Genomic DNA, 19,443 nt, shown 5'->3' on the forward strand with positions numbered 1-19,443 from the left:
GGTGGTGGAGGTCAGCCAGCCTGCGGGTCCGGGGAAGCCGAGTTTCTCGCGGCTCACGCGGGTGTCGATGTCGGCGACGAGGGCGATACGACGGGCTTCGAGGAGCTGGATCTGGTGGGAGACCGCGGTGGCGTCGGCGAGGAGTTCGCTTTCGCTCAGTTGCCAGATCGCGGTGGTCATGGCAGCAAGTGTATCGAACGTGCGTTCGATACACAATGATAGTCGAATCGAAACCTATTGCCCTGCTTAATGATTCGAGATCCGCAAGCTGTCGGTGAGTTGTGGTAGCAGCTACCGTACCCGTTTCCAGATGACGATTGCCGCAGCGATTCCGATCGCGAGCAACGTGGCGACTATTCCGACTTTCCACAGGAAGTCGACAAACAGGTGGTGCATCAACTCGTTGCCATCGGCCTTCAGTGTCGTCATGAACGGTCCCCGTCTTCGTTCAGGCGCTGCGCGGCCGATCTCGCCGCGCGTGCGGTCCACGATCCTCGGGCGGAGGACCGGGAACGTCGCGTATACAGATCTGCCGCGCGCTCGGCCATCGGCCCGAGTTGCCGTTTGGTCGCATTCCATTTCCCGCGGCGTTTGAGATGCACGGCGATGCCGAAGAGTGTGACGGCGACGACGGTGACGATCGTGGCGATGATCGCGAAACGTATGAGTAGCAGTGTCAGAACGGTTTCCATGGACAACCTCTCTTTGGAAGCACGAGCGTGCTAAATAAGAAAGTAGCACGAACCTGCTATAAAAGAACAGTGCCAAAAGTTGTGGATACCGGCGAACGGCGTCAGAGAATCTTCGAGGCCGTCTTCGATGTCGTCGTCGAAGCCGGAATCGGGCAAGTCACGTTACGTGCGGTAGCCGACGCGGCAGGATTGGCCATCGGATCGGTTCGGCACTACTTCTCTTCGCGTGACGAATTGATCGGTGCAGCCTCCGAGGAAGTGATCGAGCGCATTACCGCGCGGATCGCGGAGCACCGAGATCGGTTGGACGGCAGCAAAGATCGTCTCGCCATCGCCGAGGACATGCTCTGTGAGTTGCTACCGCTGACCGAGCTCACGTCCCGCGAGGTTCTTGTGTGGCTCGAGATCGTCACATCAGGCCGGACCGATCCGGTACTGAGTGCCTCGGCCGACAGGCTCTTCACAGGGTCGCGGACCCTGGCGGGACTGATTGTCATGCATGCCGAGCTGGTACCGAAATCGGAGTCGGTGCTCGAAACCGAAAGGCTGGCGGCAATGATTGACGGACTCGCGCTCAGAGCCTCTCTGCACCCCGATCAGCTGCCGCCTGCATTGGCGCGAAGCGTGGTGCGTCGACACCTGCGTCAATTGTCGAAGGCGTGAAGCGAACGTCTACTGCTGCCGAGTCTTTCGCAACCACCACAGTCCCGCGATGGGGAGCACTACCGGGATGAAGACGTATCCGGATCCGAAGTGCGACCAGACCGTCGGCTCCGGGAAGTCCTGGGGCTGGATGTAGCTGAGGGTGCCGATGCCGATGACTCCGACGAGTTCGATGATGCAGGAGACCGTCACCACTCGTCGTGACGCTTCTGTAGCTCGGGCCAGTCCCACCGTGGCGATGATGTAGACCACCGCCGCGAAAGCCGACAGCAGATACGCCACCGGTGCGTTGTCGAATCGCGTGGTGAGCTGCACGATCGAGCGCGATGTCGCGGCGACGGCGAACACCGCGTACACGGCGATGAGGAAGCGCCCGAACCCGGTGCGCGTCGCTTGCTGGAGGTTGTCAGGCATATCCGGCCCAAATCTGGCTCAGGCGCAGCACCATGGCTGCGAGGGTGAGGACGGCAACGAGCAGTACCGCTGTGCCGCCGCGGGAACGGTCGCCCAGGGACCACCACGTTCCCAATGGAAGTAGGAACAGCAGTCCAACGAGATACGAGCCGAACGTCAACCGGTGTATCTCGCGATCCGAGGTGAACATCATGACGAACCCGATCACGGCCTGAAGTGCGACGACGGCCTCGGTGGCAGAGATGGTCCAGAACAGTGCTCGATCGGACTTGTTCTTCAACAGGACGGGTCGGTTCGTGGCGAGCTTCACGAGCACCCAGATGCCCACTGCCAGGGACAACGCGTACAACAAGCCGGTGACGGCGCCGATCATCGAGTTCCTCGTCCTGCTCGCGGTGGATAGGTGGACCGGCCTTCACAGTAGCCGCGTAACACCACGTCAACACTGTGAGGCCCTCGCAACACGGAGTTGTTCCGAGCGTGACCAATCGGAAATGGATGGGGCTTGTACTTGTTCCATGGCCGCAGAGGAACTGCTCTCTCGCCGGACATGACCTCTCTTCCTCAGGTGGCCATCGGTGTCCACCGCATTCAGCCCGCTCTGCGAACCTCAGGAGACACCCGTGTCAGACCTCGACCAGTCCATCGCCGAGAACATCAAGAAGTCGCTCGAAGAGATCCCGCACCCTTCACTTCCCAAGGGCAGCAACATCTACGGCTCCACCAAGATCTTCCCCGACTACAAGGCCGAGAACGGCGAGAGTTACTTCACGCTGGTGCACGGTATCGCCCACGAGTCCTCGGTATCGTTCGTCGCGGTACTCCAGGCGACGCGGGCCCTGCGTAAGGGCTTCGAGTCGGCCATGTACTTCTACGGCCCCGGTGCCATCAATTGCCTTGCTACTCGTGGCTTTCCGACCACCGGTGATTCCGGCTTCCCGGGCGAGCAGAACATCAACGACTCCCTCGCGACGTTCATCGCCGAGGGCGGCACCGTGTTCTGCTGCCGCTTCGGACTGGCTCTGCACGGCGGTCGTGAAGAGGACCTGATCGAAGGTGTCATCCCGGCTCACCCCCTCGACGTGCAGGACGCGCTGATCCACTACGCGCGTAAGGGTGCCATCATCAACTCGACCTACATGGTCTAGGGGCCGACATGTCCGTCTCTACGCGCGTGGATCTGGCGCTGCTCGGTATCCGAGGAGCGACGCCGGTGTCCAGAACTGCCGGTGCAGGGCCGAGTGACGACGGACATGTCCGCATCGACGGCCTCGGCGCAGCCATCCCCCGCAATCCGCTCAGCCCGTACGTTCTCGAAGAAGGACGAGTGTTGTTCGACGGCAACGACATCGGCCTCGATGTGCAGACCGTCGACCGTCCGAAGTTCTACGACCTCGAAACCTCCGACGGGATCGCATACGAGAAGATCGCGAAGCTGCACGGTTCCAGCGTTCTCGCTACGACCGTGGTGCAGACGTGCATTCGCTACGACGCCGATCAACGCTGCCGCTTCTGCTCCATCGAGGCCTCGCTCGAGGCCGGAGACACCATCGCCGTCAAGACTCCGGCTCAGCTCGCCGAGGTGGCCGAGGCGGCGGTACGGCTCGACGGCGTCACCCAGATGGTCATGACAACAGGCACTTCGGCCGCGAAGGATCGCGGTGCCCGTCATCTGGCCCGATGTGTGCGCGCCATCAAAGCCGTGGTCCCGGACCTACCGATCCAGGTGCAGTGCGAACCTCCGGGCGACCTGCAGACGATTCAGGATCTGTACGACGCCGGAGCCGAATCCATCGGCATCCACGTCGAATCTCTCGACGACGAGGTTCGACGCCGATGGATGCCGGGCAAGGCGTCGGTATCGATGGACGAGTACCGCGCGGCGTGGAAAGAAGCCGTTCGGGTTTTCGGGCGCAACCAGGTCTCGACGTACATTCTGGTCGGCCTCGGTGAGGATCCGGACGAGTTGGTCTCCGGTGCTGCGGAACTCATCGAGATGGGCGTCTACCCCTTCGTCGTTCCGTTTCGTCCGCTTGCCGGAACGTTGGCGGTGGATGTCGATCGTGCGACGGCTCCGGACCGGGACGTGCTCGAAAGCGTCACTCGACGCGTCGCCAAGGAACTCCAGGCTGCAGCGATGCTCGGCTCCGATCAGAAGGCCGGCTGCGCGGCGTGCGGCGCGTGCAGCGTCCTGCAGAATGCGGGAGGCTGAGATGTACGGGGTGGACGCGCAGGACCTTGCCGGATTGTCCGGCGCTGTAACCGCTGTCGTGGAGCCCGAGTTCATGGTCCAACCGTGCGACAGCCCGGCACAACTGAGCTCCTACCGGTCGCTACGCAGAGCGACGTTCGTTGCCGAACAAGGCCTCTTCTCCGGTACCGATCAGGACGATATCGACGACGACCACCGCGCCGTCGTTCTGGTCGCCACCGACCGGGACGGCACCGTGCTCGGTGGGGTCCGCCTAGCTCCCTGCACCGCAACGGATCTGGGATGGTGGGCCGGCAGTCGCCTGGTAGTGGACGCCTCGGCGCGCGCCTCCGGCGTCGGGCCTGCACTGGTCCGGGCAGCCTGTGCACACGCCGAGAGCCGTGGCGTACTGCGGTTCGATGCGACGGTGCAGAAGCGCAACGAGAAACTGTTCACCGCTCTCGGGTGGGTGAGGCGCGGCGACGTCGAGGTGGCCGACACACCCCACGTGGCGATGTACTGGCCGATCGATCGCATCGAACGGCTGGTCTCGTCGACCAAGGCGATACTCGCCGGAGTCCTCGCACCGCTGAAGGCGCAGCCACTCGGTCTCGGAGCCAAAGGCTTTCGAGGCGACGACGGTGTTCCGGTGCCGGGTACCGACATGATCGCTGCCTGTGACGCGATCATTCCCTCGATGGTCGATCGCGACCCCGAATGGGCCGGTTGGTGCGCGGCCCTGGTCAACCTGAACGACCTGTCGGCCATGGGGGCTCGAGCTGTCGGCATGCTCGATTCCGTCGGCGCACCCACACAGTCACGACTGACTCGCATCATCCGAGGTCTCGCCGATGCCTCTGCGGCATGGCAGGTTCCGGTGCTCGGCGGCCATACCCAGGCCGGCGTGCCGTCGTCTCTGTCGGTCACCGCCCTGGGCCGCACAACCGACCCGGTTCGGGCCGGTGGCGGTAGCGTCGGCGATCGATTGACGCTCACCGCAGATATCGAAGGCGAGTGGCGACGCGGATATCATGGCCAGCAATGGGATTCGTCGTCACGGCGAAACACCGAAGAACTGACGGCAATGGCGTCGTTCGTGTCCCGTACCGCACCCAAGGCCGCCAAGGACGTCTCGATGGCCGGCCTGGCCGGCACCACCGGAATGCTCGCCGAGGCGAGCGGAACCGGTGCCGTACTCGACATCGCCTCGATCCCGAAGCCCGACGCAGCGTCGATGGGTGAATGGATCACGTGTTTTCCAGGGTTCGCGATGATCACCGCGGACCGTCCAGGTGCACCTACTGCACCGTCCGGACCTGCACTGTCCGCAGTCTGCGGAGAGCTCACCGATATTCCGGGCGTCGCGCTGCGATGGCCCGATGGAATCACCACTCGCGCGGTCACGTCCACCGTGACCGGATTGGGAGAAGCATGACCACCCACCCGAAGCCCATCACCATTTCCGTCGCCGCAGCCGAGTTCGGCCGCGACATGGAACAGGGCTACGCCACCATCGCCGCGTTGCTCGAGGAATCACGCAACCGCGGCAGCCAACTACTCGTCCTACCCGAAGCCTGCCTCGGCGGCTACCTGCCCAGCCTCGGCGGGGGCGACGAGACCGAGGAATCGCGGCAGCGTCGTTTGAAAGCACTGCCTCCCGCCCTCGAACTCGACGGCCCGGAGATCAGCCGCGTCATCGAGATGGCGGGCGATACCGTCATCACCTTCGGCTTCTGCGAGAAGGACGGCGACACCCGCTACAACGCCGCAGTGACGGTCGACGGCAGTGGAATCCTCGGCTCGTACCGCAAGGTGCACCAGCCGCTCGGCGAAAACCTCTGCTACGACGCGGGAGACAGCTACTCCGCCTTCGATACTCCGGTCGGCCGAATGGGCATGCAGATCTGCTACGACAAGGGATTCCCCGAGGCGGCAAGGGAACTGGCGCTCGACGGAGCCGAGATCGTCGCGTCCATCTCCGCGTGGCCGACTGCGCGCACCGCGACGGTGGACAACATGGAAGAAGATCGGTGGAAGCAGCGCTTCGACATCTACGACCGCGCTCGCGCACTGGAGAACCAGATCATCTGGGTTGCGGCGAATCAGGCCGGAACTTTCGGGTCCCTGCGATTCGTCTGCAGCGCGAAGATCGTCGGGCCCGGCGGAGAGATTCTCGCCGGCACCGGCGTCGAACCGGGACTGGCAACGGCCACCGTCGACGTCGATGCGCTCATCGGCGCGGCACGTGGCGGCGGAATGTACAACCTGCGTGATCGCCGGCCGTCCGTGTACCGGACCATCACCAAGGAGCCGATCCATGCCTGAGATGTCGTTCCTCGTGCGATGGCCCGACGGACGCGAACAGTCCTGCTATTCGCCCTCTCTGGTGATGCACGACTACTTGGTCCCCGGCCAGGAATACCCGGTTGCGGAGTTCGTGCAGCGGACGTCGGAGGCGTTGACGATCGCCAGCGATCGCGTGCTCGCCAAGTTCGGAATGCGGTGCACCTCGGCCGCACAGCAGATGGAGGAGATTCACGGTGTCGGTGCCTCCTACCAGGCCGGTGCCGTTCGAGTACTGAGCATGTCGGGAGCTGAATTGCTGTGAATCCGAACAGTGTGACAGAGCACCACACCGTGATCGTCATCGGCGGCGGCCAGGCCGGACTGTCCATCAGCTGGCATCTGACCCAGCGCGGAATCGAACACGTTGTGTTGGAACGTGACACGATTGCACACGAGTGGAAGGACTCCCGCTGGGACAACTTCACTCTGGTGACGCCGAACTGGCAGTGCGCACTTCCCGGATACTCCTACGACGGCGACGATCCCGATGGATTCATGCAGCGCGACGAAGTATACGCCTTCGTCCGACGCTACGCCGAGAGCTTCGATGCGCCTGTACGAGAACATGTTTCGGTCGACCAAGCCCTGCAGGCCCTGGATGGCGGCTTCCACCTGCAGACCTCCGCCGGACCGATGCACGCTGACCAGATCGTGGTCGCGGTCGGCGGATACCACATCCCCACCATCCCGCGATTCGCCGAGAAGCTACCGCGCGAGATCCTCCAGATCCACTCGTCCGAATACCGCGGCTCGCATCAGTTCCCGGACGGCGACGTGCTGGTGGTCGGTACCGGCCAGTCCGGCGCCCAGATCGCCGAGGATCTGCACCTCGACGGTCGACGCGTCCACCTGGTGGCCGGCACCGCTCCCCGCGTCGCACGCTTCTATCGCGGCCGCGACTGTGTCGCCTGGCTGCACGACATGGGCGTCTACGATGTCTCCATCGAGGATCAACCCGGTGGCGTCGGCAAACGCGAGAACACGAACCACTACGTCACCGGCCGTGACGGTGGTCGAGACATCGACCTGCGCGCATTCGCCACCGAAGGGATGCAACTGTACGGCCGACTGCTCGGAGTCGAGGACGGCGTTCTACAGTTCGCCCCCACCCTCGAGGCGTCCCTCGATGCCGCGGATCGGGTGGCCGAAAGCATCAAGGACAACATCGACGCCTACATCGAGCGCGAGGGAATCAGCGCCCCCACCGAGGATCGCTACGTGCCGGTGTGGCGGCCGGAGACCGAGAACACCGAACTCGACCTCGCCACTGCGGATATCAAGGCCGTCGTCTGGTCGGTGGGTTTCCGCACCGACTACCGGTGGCTGAAGGTCGGTGCTTTCGACGGTGAAGGACACCCGACGCACAACCGCGGAGTCACCTCGGTGCCGGGCCTGTACTTCCTGGGCCTGCCGTGGCAGCACACCTGGGGTTCGGGACGCTTCGCCTCGGTGGCCCGTGACGCTGCGTTCCTGGCCGATCAGATCGGCCTCGAGATCAGCGCCGCACAACCCCAGAGTCAGATGGTCTGAGCTGACGTGGCCCTCATCAAGATCGGTGCATTGGCAGCGCATTTCGGGCGAGATGTCGATCGAGCCGTACTGAAGATCACGACGATCATCTCCAGTGCGGCCCGAGAGGGCATCGACCTCCTGGTGCTGCCCGATGCGTCGCTCGGGGGCTACATCAACAGTCTCAGCAACCCCGATCCTGCGGAATTTCCTCCCGCTCTGGATCCCGACGGTCCGGAACTGGCCGCGATCATCGCGGCGGCCGGTGACATGACGATCTGCATCGGGTACACCGAGCTGTCGAAAGGGCTGCGGTACAACGCTGCTGCGTGCCTGACCGGCGACGGAATTCTGGGTAGTCACCGCAAAGTGCACCAGCCACTCGGAGAATCGCTCGCGTACGCGGCGGGGGACCGGTTCGAGGCTTTCGATACTCCGGTCGGGCGGATGGGCATGCTGATCGATTACGACAAGACGTTCCCCGAATCGGCGCGCGCGCTGGCGCTCGACGGCGCGAGAATCATTGCGGCACTGTCGGCATGGCCGGCGAGCGTCACCGACCGGGCGTCCTCTCTGCCGAACGACCGGCAGTCCCGACTGTTCGATCTCTACGATGCGGCCCGCGCGGCCGAGAACCAGGTGGTGCTGGTCTCGTCCAATCAGACCGGGGTGATGGGTTCGCTGCGCTTTCTCGGTCAAGCGAAAATCGTCGGCCCCGGCGGTGACGTTCTGGCGAAAACATGGTCCAAAGGCGGCCTGGCCGTGCACGAGATCGATGTCGATGCCGAAGTCGATCGGGCCCGCCGAGGGTTGCACCACCTCGCCGAGCGTCGGGTGGACGCATATCCGAATCTTCTGCAGGAGAAGTCCGATCAGTGAAGATCAGCCTGCTGACCTACTCGTCCAAGCCCCGCGGTGGCGTCGTGCACACGCTTGCGCTGGCCGAGGCGCTGGCTCGCGCAGGGCAGGACGTCTCGGTGTGGTCTCTCGGGCGCGGCGGTGACAGCACGTTCTTCCGTGCCGTCGACCCCGCCGTCGACGTTCGGTTGGTCCCGTTCGAACATCGGGACGGAGAGAGCGTCGGCGAACGAATACTGCGGTCCATAGACGTTCTGCGACAGGCCTTCACACCGGACGAGTACGACATCGTCCATGCGCAGGACTGCATCTCGGCGAATGCCGTCGGCCGGTGCATCAGGACCATCCATCATCTCGACGAGTTCACCACGCCCGAGTTGGCAGCGTGTCACGAGCGCGCGATCACCGCCCCCTACGCACGGATCTGCGTATCGGACGCGGTCGCGAGTGACGTTCGCCGCGGATGGGGGCTCGAACCCACCGTGATTCCCAATGGCGTCGATGCCGAACGATTCACTGCCGCTGCAGAATCGAGCCGATCTCACTGGCACGAGAAGTTCGGTCGATACGTACTGGCGGTGGGAGGAATCGAACCACGCAAGGGCAGTCTCGATCTACTCGACGCCTTCGCACGGCTGCCTCACCGCGATCTGAGGCTGGTGTTCGCCGGCGGCGAGACGCTGTTCGACTATCGCGACTACCGCGCGGAGTTCGAGATTCGCGCAACGGAACTCGGGATCGAACCGGTGATGCTCGGCACCGTCGACGACGACGAATTACCGCACCTCGTCGCCCAGGCCGCAGTGCTACCGTTCTTCTCCACCAAAGAGGGCTTCGGCTTGGCTGCCATGGAGGCACTTGCCGCGTCGACCCCGGTCGTCGCGCGAGATCTTCCGGTACTGCGGGAAGTGTTCGGAGACAGCGTGTCCTACGCGGACTCGGTGGACGCCATGGCCGCCGAACTACAACGGGCGCTGGGCGATCCGCGAAATCCGTTACCGGGCCTGACGCTGGCGCGCAGCCTCACGTGGGACGAGGCGGCGCGGCGACATATCGAGTTCTATTCCTCGCTTCGGTGATTGCCCCGCTTGTTGCGTTCGAGTCGGTGGGGCTTGAGCTTGTGGAAGCCCTTGACCCGCAGTGAGCGAATCGATTTCAAGTAGAACTCGGAATCGTGGCGCAGTTCCTCGGTCATCACCGTATCGACGAGAGTTGTTCCCGGATAAGCAGAACTGGTCAGCCGTGCGGCCATATTGACCACTGAGCCGTACAGATCTCCGTAACGCGCGAGCACCGGTCCCCAGGCCAGCCCGACGCGCAGATCCGGCATGTCTTCCTGCTCGGCGAATGCGTCCTGCAGATCGAGAGCGATGTGAGCGGCGTCCTCGGCGCTCTGCGCGCTGAACATGACCTCGTCACCGACGTTCTTGATCACCGAACCACGGCCGCGCGCAATGATATTGGTGGCCAGGGACTCGAACTCTTCGAGGAGGGTCGTCAACTCGCCGATGTCGAGTCGACGCGTCAGGCTGGTGTAACCCACCATGTCGGCGAAGCCGACGGCCATCGTGGGGCTCTCGGTGGCGTCGTCGGGCGCGGCGATGGATCGACCGGCAGCGGCAGCCAGGTGGCGTCGCCACGTGTACCCCTGGAGCGCTTCGAGGGTCGGCACTGTTTCGGCTGCGATGTCCCGGGCATTGCGTCGGATCGCGTCGATGTCGTTGCGGTCGTCCTCGTTGCTGGTGATCCGTTCGAGTATGTGAGAATTCACAACGCCCACTTGCCATTCCGCGAGCCTGGACATCGACTGCCCGAGGGTGCGCGCGATCGCGACCTCCATCTCGGGCTTGATGACCTTCTGCTCGGTGAGGCCGGTGATCAGCTTCAGCGCCTCGAGATCCGCGTCGGTGTAGACGACAGCCTCGGTGTCGGTGTGGATGGGAAATCCCATGCCGATCCACAATGCGATGACGCGTTCGAGTGGTAGCCCCGACTTGTCGACGATGTCGGAACGGGTGTACTTCGGTGTGCCCCCCAGGAGATTGCGTTCGATCTCCGCTTGCACCACCGAGTTGATCTGGTTCTCAGGCATATCCCAACGTTCTGTCGAAATAGGAACGGACGTCGTCCACGTACCCGTCGATCTTGTCCGGCTCCCAGTCCGTGGTGGGAATGGGCTCGCCGACGGTGACCTTGACCGTACCGGAGTGGACGGTGAAATCCTTTTTCCACATCACGTCACCCGCGTTGTGGATGACGATCGGAACAATGGGGACTCTGGCCTGCATCGCCAGGTGGAAACCGCCCTTCTTGAATCGGCCGAGACGTGACGTCGGCATTCGCGTCCCTTCGGGTGCGATGGCGACGGAAATGCCGCTGTGCAGCTTCTCGATTGCAGGACGCATCGCCTCGCGCGCTTGTGAGGGATCACCACGATCGACGTAGGCAACGTCGAAGATCCTGCCCAGCAGCGCGAATCGCGGGTCGCGTTCGAGCTCGCGCTTGGCGACGGCAGTGATGTCGCGGCGCAGGATGGATGTGACGATGATCGAGTCGGCCGTGCTCTGGTGGTTGAACATGAACACCGCAGGCCTCGCCGACCAGGCGTTCTCGGTGCCGGTCACGTCGAGTTTCACGCCCGCGAGGGTCAGTGCGATGTCGGGTGCGATGGTGCTGGTGATGTTGGCACCGGTGCGGCGGCTCCGCGTCAGAATCCCGAGACCGAGCCCGATCGACGCGCTCGCCAACACGGACCCGAGAGCGGCAGTACTGCGCACCGCGGAGGTCAGATCGGTGCCGCGCTTGGGGCTCTCCAACGTCAGCGACGGCCAATTCTTCTTGGCGGCGTAACGCTGCAGGTCAGGATCCGGGTTGAGGGCAACGGGACGTCCGACGGCCTCGAGCAGCGGCACGTCTTCACCGCCGTTGGAGTAGGCGAAGCAGCCTGCCAGAGCGATGCCTTCACGATCGGCGTAATCGATCGCGGCCTGCGCCTTGCGTGGGCCCCACAGCGAGTCGCCGACCAATTCGCCGGTGAGGATGCCGTCGGTGACCACCGGAGTGGTACAGAGCAGAGTCTCGAACATCATGTCCTGCTGCACGGGCAGTGCTTGGTACGGCGTGGCCGAGGTGGCCATGACCAGGCGATGCCCCGCATGCCGGTGTGCCTCGACGAGGGCGCGGGCCTGAGGGTAGATCATCGGCGCGATCTCGTTGCGGAACAGCGTGTACGCCTGTTCCATCAGATCGTCTTCCCGACGGCCTTCGAGGCCGCGGACGGCCTTGCCCATCAGATTGTCGACGGGGGAGTTGCGCATCCGCATCTCGACGACGGCGCTCGAGATCTCCCACAGTTCCTTCACCGTTACATCGAGCGTCTTGAGACGTTCGAGAAACACTGCGCGAGCAGAGAACCCGTTGATCAGGGTGCCGTCGAGATCGAAGAACGCCACGGTGTCCCGGCCGGGTGGAGCGGCGGCGATCGCGACGAGTCGATCGTCGAACTCGGTCATGAATTGTTCTCCTCGGGGGCCGCGATCGGTTCTACCTCGCGCAGCATCTGGTGGGCCATGTCGCGGATCGTGCGGACCTTGCGAGCCCACTCGTCGATCTCGAGCGCGAAGTCACGCCTGCGGCGCGCGCTACCGTCGGAGGTGGAATCGACCAGGTCGCGGTTCTCGGCCAATTGCAGTGCGGTGTCGAATAATTCGCCGGAGATGGATTCACTGTGATCGAGCTGCTGACGCAGTCGCCTGGACTGAGCCGCGCCGAGGCACTCCGCGATGAACTTCGGCTTGTCGAATTCCCCGCTCTGCGGCAGCAGCATCAGCTGATCGGCCACCACCTGGTACGCCTCGAAGATCGGCTGGAGAACCCGGTGCGCCAGATGGAGATCCTGTGACCGAAGCTGTTGCGCAGCATAATCGGGATCGCTGATCTTGTTTCGCCAGTCCGGGTCGATGAGGTCGACCTCGGACTCGAGCCGCTCGCCGAAGTCCTTCTTGTCGCCGAAGAAGAACTCGAACTTGAGCAGATCCCGCAGCTGCAATGCCGATTGCCACAGCGATTCCTGGGTCAGCGGTGCCGAATCGCCGCTGGTCGGTAGTACCACCAATTCCCCGATGGCACGCATGACGAAGAAGTGAATCGCGTTGTTGCGGAAGAACGCTGCGACGAGATGCTTGTCCTGCGCCAGGTAGAACAACGGCTCGGGCCCGTCGTCGAAACGCTTGACGACGTTGGCATTGACCTGCGCGATGACGGCCGAGCGCACCACATCCACGTCGGCGATGTCGACGCCTCCTGCGGTGGGCAGGTTTCGACGCTTGATGTAGCGCGCGAGCGGAGCGATGATGGCCCACATCTCGTTGACGTTGAGGGCGCGATCCTCGATGCCCAGCAGGGCCATGGTGACCAGGGCGGCCGGGGTGACGGGAGTCGCGTCGTTGATTGCGTGGGACACCCCGAGCGCGATCTTCTGTACCGCTACTCGTTTGTCGGTGTTCTCGGCGACGATCGACGCCACCGACATCGGCTCACCGAAATTGAGATACACGTTGCCGCGCAACGTGCCCTGCGCGCGGATGTAACCGATGGCCATCCGAATGCCCTCGGCCTGCTTCTTCGCTCCGTGCGATTCCTCGGCCATCGCGCCGACCTCGTGCAGACGGTCGTAGGTGATGGACGTCGGAACCAGATAGACGTCCTCGGCATCGCTGGACTCGAGTGCGTCCACCAAATAGGTCAACAGGCCGAACCGCGGCGGGCGGAGCTTTCCGGTGCGGCTACGGCCGCCCTCGATGTACCACTCGAGGTTGAACCGCTTGCTCAGCAGAAAACTCATGTATTGACGCAGCGTCCACTTGTAGATCGCGTCGGAGAACTTGCGCTGAATGAGCACGACGCCACTGCGTTTGGCGATCGGACCCAGCGGCCAGAAGCCGACGTTGATTCCGCCCATGACGTGATTGAGCGGTAGACCCTCGGCCAGCAGCGCCGGGCGCAGGACGAGTGGGTCGAGGTAGGAGCGGTGATTGGGTAGGAACACCAACGGATAGTTCTTGTTGAGTTCGCGGACCTTCTGCAGCTGGTCGCGATCGACGTCGACCTTGTACGCCCGCGAGAAATATGCCCCGAGGGTGCCCCACATCTCCACTGCCCGGCGGGTCTCGGTCGCGACCATCTCACCGAGGATGTCGTTGACGCGCGTGTCGACTGCGTCGCGGTCCTGACCGACCTCTTCCGCGAGTGCGGTGATGCCGTCGCGGAACTTCTTCTGTTCCGTCATGTCCTCGACGACGAATCGCGGAATCTTGTACTCGGAGCCGATGACGCCACGCTCGGCCTTGTCCAACGCCAGACTGGCCTGGCGCAGAATGAACGACGAGAGCGAGGTGCCGCCGCCCCGTTCGAAGCGATCCTGCAGATCACGGAGAGTCGCGGGCTCGCCTACCAACACCGCCGAATGATCGGGATCGTCGTTCGCCACCCACCGCTGCCATACCTGCGTGGGCTTCGACCGACCGCGCGGAGCGAAGATGCGGTGCAGAATGCCGTTCTTGCGATCGGACAACGTCACGCGCAACGGAATGAGGAGCGGATCGTCGGCGTACCCGCGAACACTCTCCGCCAGTGAGGTTCTCGCTTCACCGGACAACACCACCGATGGCGGCCTCGGTTCGCCGTCGGGAGTGGTCGCATCGATCCACTGATTCAGAGCCTGAACCTCGAGGGTGGATTTGGCGTCGAGCAAATACACGTGCGGACCGTCGCTGAGCGACTGTTCGTCCGCGTCGAGGTGGTACATCGAGGCTCCTGTTCCGTACCTACACAAGAAGGCACGTCGCCAGGCTACGCGGGAGATACCGGCCGCGAGGGCGGTTCGGCGAGGTGGTGCAGGGACGAGATTCTTCGTCGATGGGCAGGGCGGCTCGCCGGTACCCGACCGGTGGTCGATGGGACATTCGGTGTCCCGGAGTGGACTCGGCGGGCGTTCGGACGGACTGTCGTATACAGTCGAGGGCATCGGTCTTCTCGGCCCAGCAAATCTAAGTGTTAATCCAAGTAACAGTTACTTGTGGTTACAGTTACTTGGATTAACACACACTTCGACTCCATGGCGTCGCTCGGGATTCAACGCGAACCCGTCGCCGCGCTCGGTCCGTCCGCGACGACAATGTGTACCGATCTGTGCGACAGTGTTCGCAAACACTTTCGAGAAAGGCCGGTAGTCGATGCCACCCCGTGGGCGCGCCGTGAACGATTCGTTGACCCCCGAGAATCTGACGACGTTGGCCGCAGCACTGGCCGAGGGGCGTCGAGCCACTGTCTATCTTCGTGAACCGAACCCGAGTCTGGGCCTGCCCGAGGGGACGTCGGCGAAGGTGGTGTCGATCGACGGCACCACGGTCACCATCAGCCCGAAGGGCGTCAACGACGAATTGCCCTACGAGGCAGAGGAACTGCGCATCAGCCGCAACGCGGCGGCCCAACCTGCTCCGGCCAAGCGCGTACCGGCCGAGAAGACGACCTCGGCAGCTGCGTCGGCGAGAAAGGCCGAGCCGGTACAACCCGCGGCGGTAGCGGAACCACGCAAGACAGAACCGGTACAGCCCACGGCGGTCGCGGAGCGACCCAAGGCCGTGTCGCCGCAGAGTCAAGCTCCCCGTCGAGTCAAGAAGGCACCGGGCGGCGTCAGCGTCACCATTCATGCCGGGGCCGACAACGATTGGTCGGTCACGGTCACCCAGGGAGCCAAGCGGCCCACCAAGGCGCAGCCGGTGAGCCCGGAGTCGGTGAGCAGGGCCGTCCGAGAGTTGGGCGATCCCATCGCACGGGACGCTGTCGAAGCAGTCATATCCCACGCGCGCGAGGAAGCTGCTCGCCGAGTTGCAGAACTGAGCCGTCAATTGGAGGAGGCGCGCACCACGCTCGCAGCCCTCGAGCAGGACGTATGAGCGACTCACTCGTGTTCGTACACCTGTTGTTGCTAGGGTTCTGCCGACACCGCTGAGAGGGAGTACATGTTCAAGAAATTCATGCTCGTCGTCGTGGGGGCGGCTGCAATTGTCGCCAGCGTCGGCGTGGGGACCGCATCCGCGGCCGCTCCAGCTGCTCTCGGCGGCGGCTCGGGAATCATCGTCGGTGGTCAGGCCGAGTGCACGCTGACGACGATCGGAAACGACCGCAACGGAAATCTCGTCGGTTTCACCGCCGGCCACTGTGGCCGAGCAGGCGATTCGATCGTCCCCGAGTACGACACCTCCCTCGGCGAGGTCGGCCGCATCGCATTCTCCAATCCGGAATTCGATTACGCCCTCATCGAATTCCAGCGTGACAAGGTTGCACCGATCAGCCGCGTCGGCAACGTGACCATCTCTCAGGTCGGCCCGCCCACTGCGTTCCCGAACATCGTCTGCAAGGAAGGCCGCACCACCGGCAACACCTGCGGTCTCGCGTACGGAGACGTCCTGCAGTCGCAGGAGACCTGGGCGCAACTGTGCGTCGTCGAAGGTGACTCGGGTAGCCCGGTCGTCGTCGGCAACACTCTCGTCGGCATGGTGAACGCCTACCTCGGCGTGGCGTGCTTCGGCCCCGAGGTCGGCACCAACTTCGACGCGATCCTTCGCAACGTCGATCAGGGCAACGGACTCGGCGCAGGATTCGTTCCCGCTCCCTGACCGTCTCCGGTCGTTACCGAATGTCCCGTTCGAGCAATCACGTTGTTCGGACGGGACATTCGTCGTTGGAGGGTGAGGCCGTCGATCAGCGAGCGCGGGCCGATGAGTCGGACGCCCGGATGTCCGCGACGATTCGTTCCGCGTCGAGCGGGGCGATCCCCAGCAGCACCAGGCTCGACGTCGTGGCCGCACCCGCCGGGTCGGTGAGCAAACCGGCATTGGTGGCGTCGAGGATCGACAGCGCGATCGCTTCGATGTTGAGGATGAGGACTTCTGCGGCTTGATACGAGGAGAACACGCCCTCGCGCTGACCGCGCCGGATGACGGCGGCGGCCGATTCTCGCATCGGTCCGAGAAGATTGTGAATACTGTTGTGTCCCAAATCTGTTCGCGCGACGGCGAGTAGGAGTCGATACTGATCGCCGACGCGCGTCAGAGAGAGTGTCTGCCGGACGAACACAGTGACGGCCGATTCGTCCGCAGCGGGAACGCGGCCGAGTGCGGCCGAGATGCTCTCGGCTGCCTCCAGGGCGATACCGTCGATCAAGGCTTCGCGAGAGGCGAAGTGGGCGTAGACGGTTCGCCGCACCACGCCTGCCGCGGCCGCCACGTCGTTGATGGTTGCATCCGGATTGTCTGCCAACACGCGCTGTGCGACATCGAGAATTCGCGCTCTGTTCGACCGGGCGTCACGCCGCTGCACGGGCGGCGCTGCGGCATCCCGTGCACTCGATCTCGACTCCGTCGTCTTACGCACAGGTCAACATCTAGCACGATCCAGAACTCAGAGTGTGGCTGCCGCCACAAAAGATTGCAGATCCTAGACGATTCTTCTTAAGCTGCACAGCACTGTGCAAGGTGTGTCGCACTTTGCCAACGGGGGGGAACACAATGACGTTGCTTGCGATGACGCCTGTCCAAGATATGCACAAACCGTATCCACGACGCTGGTCGGCGCTGGTAGTTCTGTGCCTGAGCCTGCTTATCGTGGTCATGGCCAACACATCCCTGTTGGTCGCAGCGCCGTCGATGACTCTCGACCTGGGTCTGACGAGTAGTGATCTGCAGTGGGTGATCGACGGTTACACGGTCCCCTACGCGTCGTTGATGCTGCTGTGTGGCGTGATCGGCGATCGCTACAGCCGCCGCGGGGCGTTGATTCTCGGCCTGATCATCTTCGTTGCCGGTTCGGTGGCGGGGGCGCTCACCGACGCCACTCTCGGTGTGATCCTGGCGCGCATCGTCATGGGTGTCGCTGCGGCGATCGTCATGCCCGCGACGCTGTCCCTGCTGGTCGCCACGTTCCCGAAGCGTGAGCGTGCGACTGCCGTCACCGTGTGGGCGGCCACCTCCGGGCTCGCGATCGCGGCCGGACCTCTGCTGGCGGGTTGGCTCCTCGAAAGCTTCACCTGGCATTCGACTTTCCTGATCAACGTTCCTATTGCGTTGGCGGCCATCGCCGGAGCCGTCGTCCTGGTTCCGCCGTCGCGGGCCGTCGACCCCGGAGCGATCGACTGGGTCGGTGGACTGCTGTCGGTCCTCGCCGTCTCGACCGTCGTCTACGCCATCATCGAGGGAATGCACTTCGGCTGGACCGTCGGGCCGTTGTACTTCGGTCTCGTCGGCCTGCTGTCGATCGTGGGCTTCGTGGGATGGGAACTGCGCCATCCCAATCCGCTGCTCGACGTCCGAATGTTCTCCTCCCGCATCCTCAGTGGCGCGACCCTCGCGGTGCTGGTGTTCTTCCTGGTCACCTTCGGTGCGATCTACTTCGTCGCCCAGTACCTCCAGTTCGCTCTCGGATACGGCCCGGTGTCCACGGGCGTACACCTCCTGCCGCTGGCCGGAGCAGTCTTCGTCGGTTCCGGAATCACGATGTGGCTCACACCCAAGCTCGGACCACGCATCACCGTCACGGCAGGCATGGTCGTGGGAACACTGTCCGTCGTCTCGCTCATCGGGATCGACCCGACGGCAACATACTCCGACTTTCTGCCCGTGCTGACGCTGCTCGGTCTCGCGATCGGCCTGTCGGTCTCACCGTGCACCGACGCCATCATGGGTGAGTTCCCGGACAGCAAACTCGGCGTGGGCGGCGGACTCAACGATACCGCGCTCGAACTCGGTGGATCACTCGGAATCGCTGTGCTCGGGTCGGTGCTCGCCGCGTCCTACCGGCAGGGAATCGAAGGCTTTCTGCAGACCTTTCCCGGTAAGCAGCCGAACGGTCAATACACCGGTCAGGCGGCGGAAGGACTTGCTGCGTCGCAGGATTCGCTCGCAGGTGCCGTGATCGTGTCGGACATCGTCCGCGCCCAGAATGCCTTCCTCAGCGGGTTTGCCGACAACCTCGAGGCCAATGCCGTCGCCGCGTTCGGCGACGCGGTGGCGCACACCAGCCTGGTTGCCGCCGTTGTGTTCGGCGTCGGCGCCGTGATCGTGGCAGTGCTCATCCCCTCGCGGAGCGCGGCACTGGCGTCGTCGTCGGAGAGGATCGCGTTCGAGCCGATCGTGCCCTTCGTCGTCCCGCCTGCCAAGGATGCGGCAGCCGACCGTGAGGTGGCCGAGCTCGAGCAGCTACTCGAACGGCCGTCGGCAGCGAAGCCCGAGAAGGCCGGTGCACGAGACGCTCTGCTCGCTGCTGAGAAGGACGTGCCGAAGGCTGTGCCCGTGCCGAAGGCTGTGCCCGCTGCGGCGAAACGGACCATGGCCGATCCGACTCTGGTGGACGCAGAACTCGAACGCCCCAGCATCTATCAGCTGGCCTCGAAGGTGTACGAACTCGATGCATCGGTCGCCCGACAGGCCACGGTGGACGCCAAGTCCGGCGACCGAGTGACGATTCACCAGCTCGCGCTGTCGAACCTGGCGCGCACCCGACGCATCGAGGCAGAGGAGGCTCTGGACGCTGCCCTCGAACTCAGCGATCTCCCGGTTGCGCCCGCGCCTGCGCCTGTGCAACCCGCTGCGCCGCTCCAGACGTTCTACCAGAGGGCGAGCAGGCAACACGCGAACTGCACCGAATTCAAGGAGCGCTCGAGCTCGATGTGGGCAATGCCGCTTTAGCTCTCCCCGCCCGCCCCACCTGCCC

The 19,443-nt window shown here is 63.8% G+C and carries 20 protein-coding genes and 1 pseudogene; 12 read left to right on the forward strand and 9 right to left on the reverse strand.

What is annotated here, in order from left to right; all coding sequences use genetic code 11:
• The 3 genes and pseudogenes from CH275_RS00005 to CH275_RS00010 form a co-directional block, all read right to left on the reverse strand.
• Nucleotides 1–180: pseudogene (locus tag CH275_RS00005) on the reverse strand (HNH endonuclease signature motif containing protein); the annotation flags it as partial.
• A 111-nt stretch (nt 181–291) separates the two neighbouring features.
• Nucleotides 292–429, reverse strand: a complete 138-nt coding sequence (locus CH275_RS29320) for a hypothetical protein (RefSeq protein WP_179275899.1) — start codon at nt 427–429, stop codon at nt 292–294.
• The gene (locus CH275_RS00010) at nt 426–692 is read right to left on the reverse strand and encodes a hypothetical protein (protein ID WP_094674062.1); all 267 of its coding nucleotides are present in this window, start codon (nt 690–692) and stop codon (nt 426–428) included. The genes CH275_RS29320 and CH275_RS00010 overlap by 4 nt, the downstream gene beginning before the upstream one ends.
• A gap of 69 nt (nt 693–761) precedes the next feature.
• On the opposite strand from CH275_RS00010, the gene CH275_RS00015 reads away from it, so the two are divergent.
• Nucleotides 762–1,355 (forward strand): TetR/AcrR family transcriptional regulator, encoded by a 594-nt coding sequence (locus CH275_RS00015; protein ID WP_179275900.1) that lies wholly within the window; start codon nt 762–764, stop codon nt 1,353–1,355.
• A 9-nt stretch (nt 1,356–1,364) separates the two neighbouring features.
• On the opposite strand, the gene CH275_RS00020 is transcribed toward CH275_RS00015, so the two are convergent.
• Nucleotides 1,365–1,769 (reverse strand): hypothetical protein, encoded by a 405-nt coding sequence (locus CH275_RS00020; protein ID WP_094674066.1) that lies wholly within the window; start codon nt 1,767–1,769, stop codon nt 1,365–1,367.
• Nucleotides 1,762–2,142, reverse strand: coding sequence for a hypothetical protein (locus CH275_RS00025; RefSeq protein ID WP_094674068.1), 381 nt, complete (start codon nt 2,140–2,142; stop codon nt 1,762–1,764). The genes CH275_RS00020 and CH275_RS00025 overlap by 8 nt, the downstream gene beginning before the upstream one ends.
• A 250-nt stretch (nt 2,143–2,392) precedes the next feature.
• Here CH275_RS00025 and CH275_RS00030 point away from each other — a divergent pair, with 250 nt between their 5' ends.
• From CH275_RS00030 to CH275_RS00065, 8 genes are read left to right on the forward strand one after another with little or no spacing between them, the layout of a single operon-like run.
• Nucleotides 2,393–2,917 (forward strand): MSMEG_0572/Sll0783 family nitrogen starvation response protein, encoded by a 525-nt coding sequence (locus tag CH275_RS00030; protein ID WP_027495238.1) that lies wholly within the window; start codon nt 2,393–2,395, stop codon nt 2,915–2,917.
• Nucleotides 2,918–2,925: 8 nt separating this feature from the next.
• Entirely contained in the window at nt 2,926–3,981 is a 1,056-nt protein-coding gene (locus CH275_RS00035) for an MSMEG_0568 family radical SAM protein (protein WP_094674070.1), read from the forward strand.
• On the forward strand, nt 3,968–5,395 hold the full coding sequence (locus CH275_RS00040) for an MSMEG_0567/sll0787 family protein (protein ID WP_256990794.1): 1,428 nt from the start codon (nt 3,968–3,970) through the stop codon (nt 5,393–5,395). The genes CH275_RS00035 and CH275_RS00040 overlap by 14 nt, the downstream gene beginning before the upstream one ends.
• The gene (locus CH275_RS00045; RefSeq protein ID WP_094674072.1) at nt 5,392–6,285 is read left to right on the forward strand and encodes a carbon-nitrogen hydrolase family protein; all 894 of its coding nucleotides are present in this window, start codon (nt 5,392–5,394) and stop codon (nt 6,283–6,285) included. The genes CH275_RS00040 and CH275_RS00045 overlap by 4 nt, the downstream gene beginning before the upstream one ends.
• Nucleotides 6,278–6,568, forward strand: a complete 291-nt coding sequence (locus tag CH275_RS00050) for an MSMEG_0570 family nitrogen starvation response protein (RefSeq protein WP_094674074.1) — start codon at nt 6,278–6,280, stop codon at nt 6,566–6,568. Before CH275_RS00045 ends, CH275_RS00050 begins: the two co-directional genes overlap by 8 nt.
• Before the next feature lie 11 nt (nt 6,569–6,579).
• Nucleotides 6,580–7,836 carry an MSMEG_0569 family flavin-dependent oxidoreductase gene (locus CH275_RS00055; protein WP_094674096.1) on the forward strand — a complete coding sequence of 419 codons (1,257 nt, stop codon included), beginning with the start codon at nt 6,580–6,582 and terminating at the stop codon, nt 7,834–7,836.
• Nucleotides 7,837–7,842: 6 nt separating this feature from the next.
• Nucleotides 7,843–8,694 carry a carbon-nitrogen hydrolase family protein gene (locus tag CH275_RS00060; RefSeq protein ID WP_094674076.1) on the forward strand — a complete coding sequence of 284 codons (852 nt, stop codon included), beginning with the start codon at nt 7,843–7,845 and terminating at the stop codon, nt 8,692–8,694.
• Nucleotides 8,691–9,752: an MSMEG_0565 family glycosyltransferase gene (locus tag CH275_RS00065; protein ID WP_094674078.1), complete on the forward strand. Its 1,062-nt coding sequence runs from the start codon at nt 8,691–8,693 to the stop codon at nt 9,750–9,752. Before CH275_RS00060 ends, CH275_RS00065 begins: the two co-directional genes overlap by 4 nt.
• Here the strand turns inward: CH275_RS00065 and CH275_RS00070 are convergent.
• Genes CH275_RS00070 through CH275_RS00080 form a run of 3 tightly spaced genes read right to left on the reverse strand, consistent with a single transcriptional unit; the run spans nt 9,734 to nt 14,479 of the window.
• Nucleotides 9,734–10,765 (reverse strand): adenylate/guanylate cyclase domain-containing protein, encoded by a 1,032-nt coding sequence (locus tag CH275_RS00070; RefSeq protein WP_094674080.1) that lies wholly within the window; start codon nt 10,763–10,765, stop codon nt 9,734–9,736. The genes CH275_RS00065 and CH275_RS00070 overlap by 19 nt on opposite strands.
• On the reverse strand, nt 10,758–12,185 hold the full coding sequence (locus CH275_RS00075; RefSeq protein ID WP_094674082.1) for an HAD-IB family hydrolase: 1,428 nt from the start codon (nt 12,183–12,185) through the stop codon (nt 10,758–10,760). The genes CH275_RS00070 and CH275_RS00075 overlap by 8 nt, the downstream gene beginning before the upstream one ends.
• Nucleotides 12,182–14,479, reverse strand: coding sequence for a glycerol-3-phosphate 1-O-acyltransferase (locus tag CH275_RS00080; RefSeq protein ID WP_094674084.1), 2,298 nt, complete (start codon nt 14,477–14,479; stop codon nt 12,182–12,184). Before CH275_RS00080 ends, CH275_RS00075 begins: the two co-directional genes overlap by 4 nt.
• 427 nt (nt 14,480–14,906) lie before the next feature.
• Between CH275_RS00080 and CH275_RS00085 the strand changes: the two genes are divergently transcribed.
• Together CH275_RS00085 and CH275_RS00090 are read left to right on the forward strand one after the other, a co-directional pair.
• On the forward strand, nt 14,907–15,629 hold the full coding sequence (locus CH275_RS00085) for a DUF6319 family protein (protein ID WP_094674086.1): 723 nt from the start codon (nt 14,907–14,909) through the stop codon (nt 15,627–15,629).
• Between the two features lie 66 nt (nt 15,630–15,695).
• A complete protein-coding gene (locus CH275_RS00090) occupies nt 15,696–16,352 on the forward strand; it encodes a peptidase S1 family protein (RefSeq protein ID WP_094674088.1) in 657 nt (218 codons plus the stop codon).
• 85 nt (nt 16,353–16,437) lie between these two features.
• Here CH275_RS00090 and CH275_RS00095 read toward each other — a convergent pair whose 3' ends face one another.
• The gene (locus tag CH275_RS00095) at nt 16,438–17,109 is read right to left on the reverse strand and encodes a TetR/AcrR family transcriptional regulator (protein ID WP_094674090.1); all 672 of its coding nucleotides are present in this window, start codon (nt 17,107–17,109) and stop codon (nt 16,438–16,440) included.
• Between the two features lie 134 nt (nt 17,110–17,243).
• Between CH275_RS00095 and CH275_RS00100 the strand changes: the two genes are divergently transcribed.
• Complete coding sequence (locus CH275_RS00100) at nt 17,244–19,418, forward strand: MFS transporter (protein ID WP_094674092.1); 2,175 nt, start codon at nt 17,244–17,246, stop codon at nt 19,416–19,418.
• Nucleotides 19,419–19,443 lie beyond the last annotated feature (25 nt).

It is taken from the genome of Rhodococcus sp. 06-235-1A, assembly GCF_002258785.1.
Taxonomy (GTDB): Bacteria; Actinomycetota; Actinomycetes; order Mycobacteriales; family Mycobacteriaceae; genus Rhodococcoides.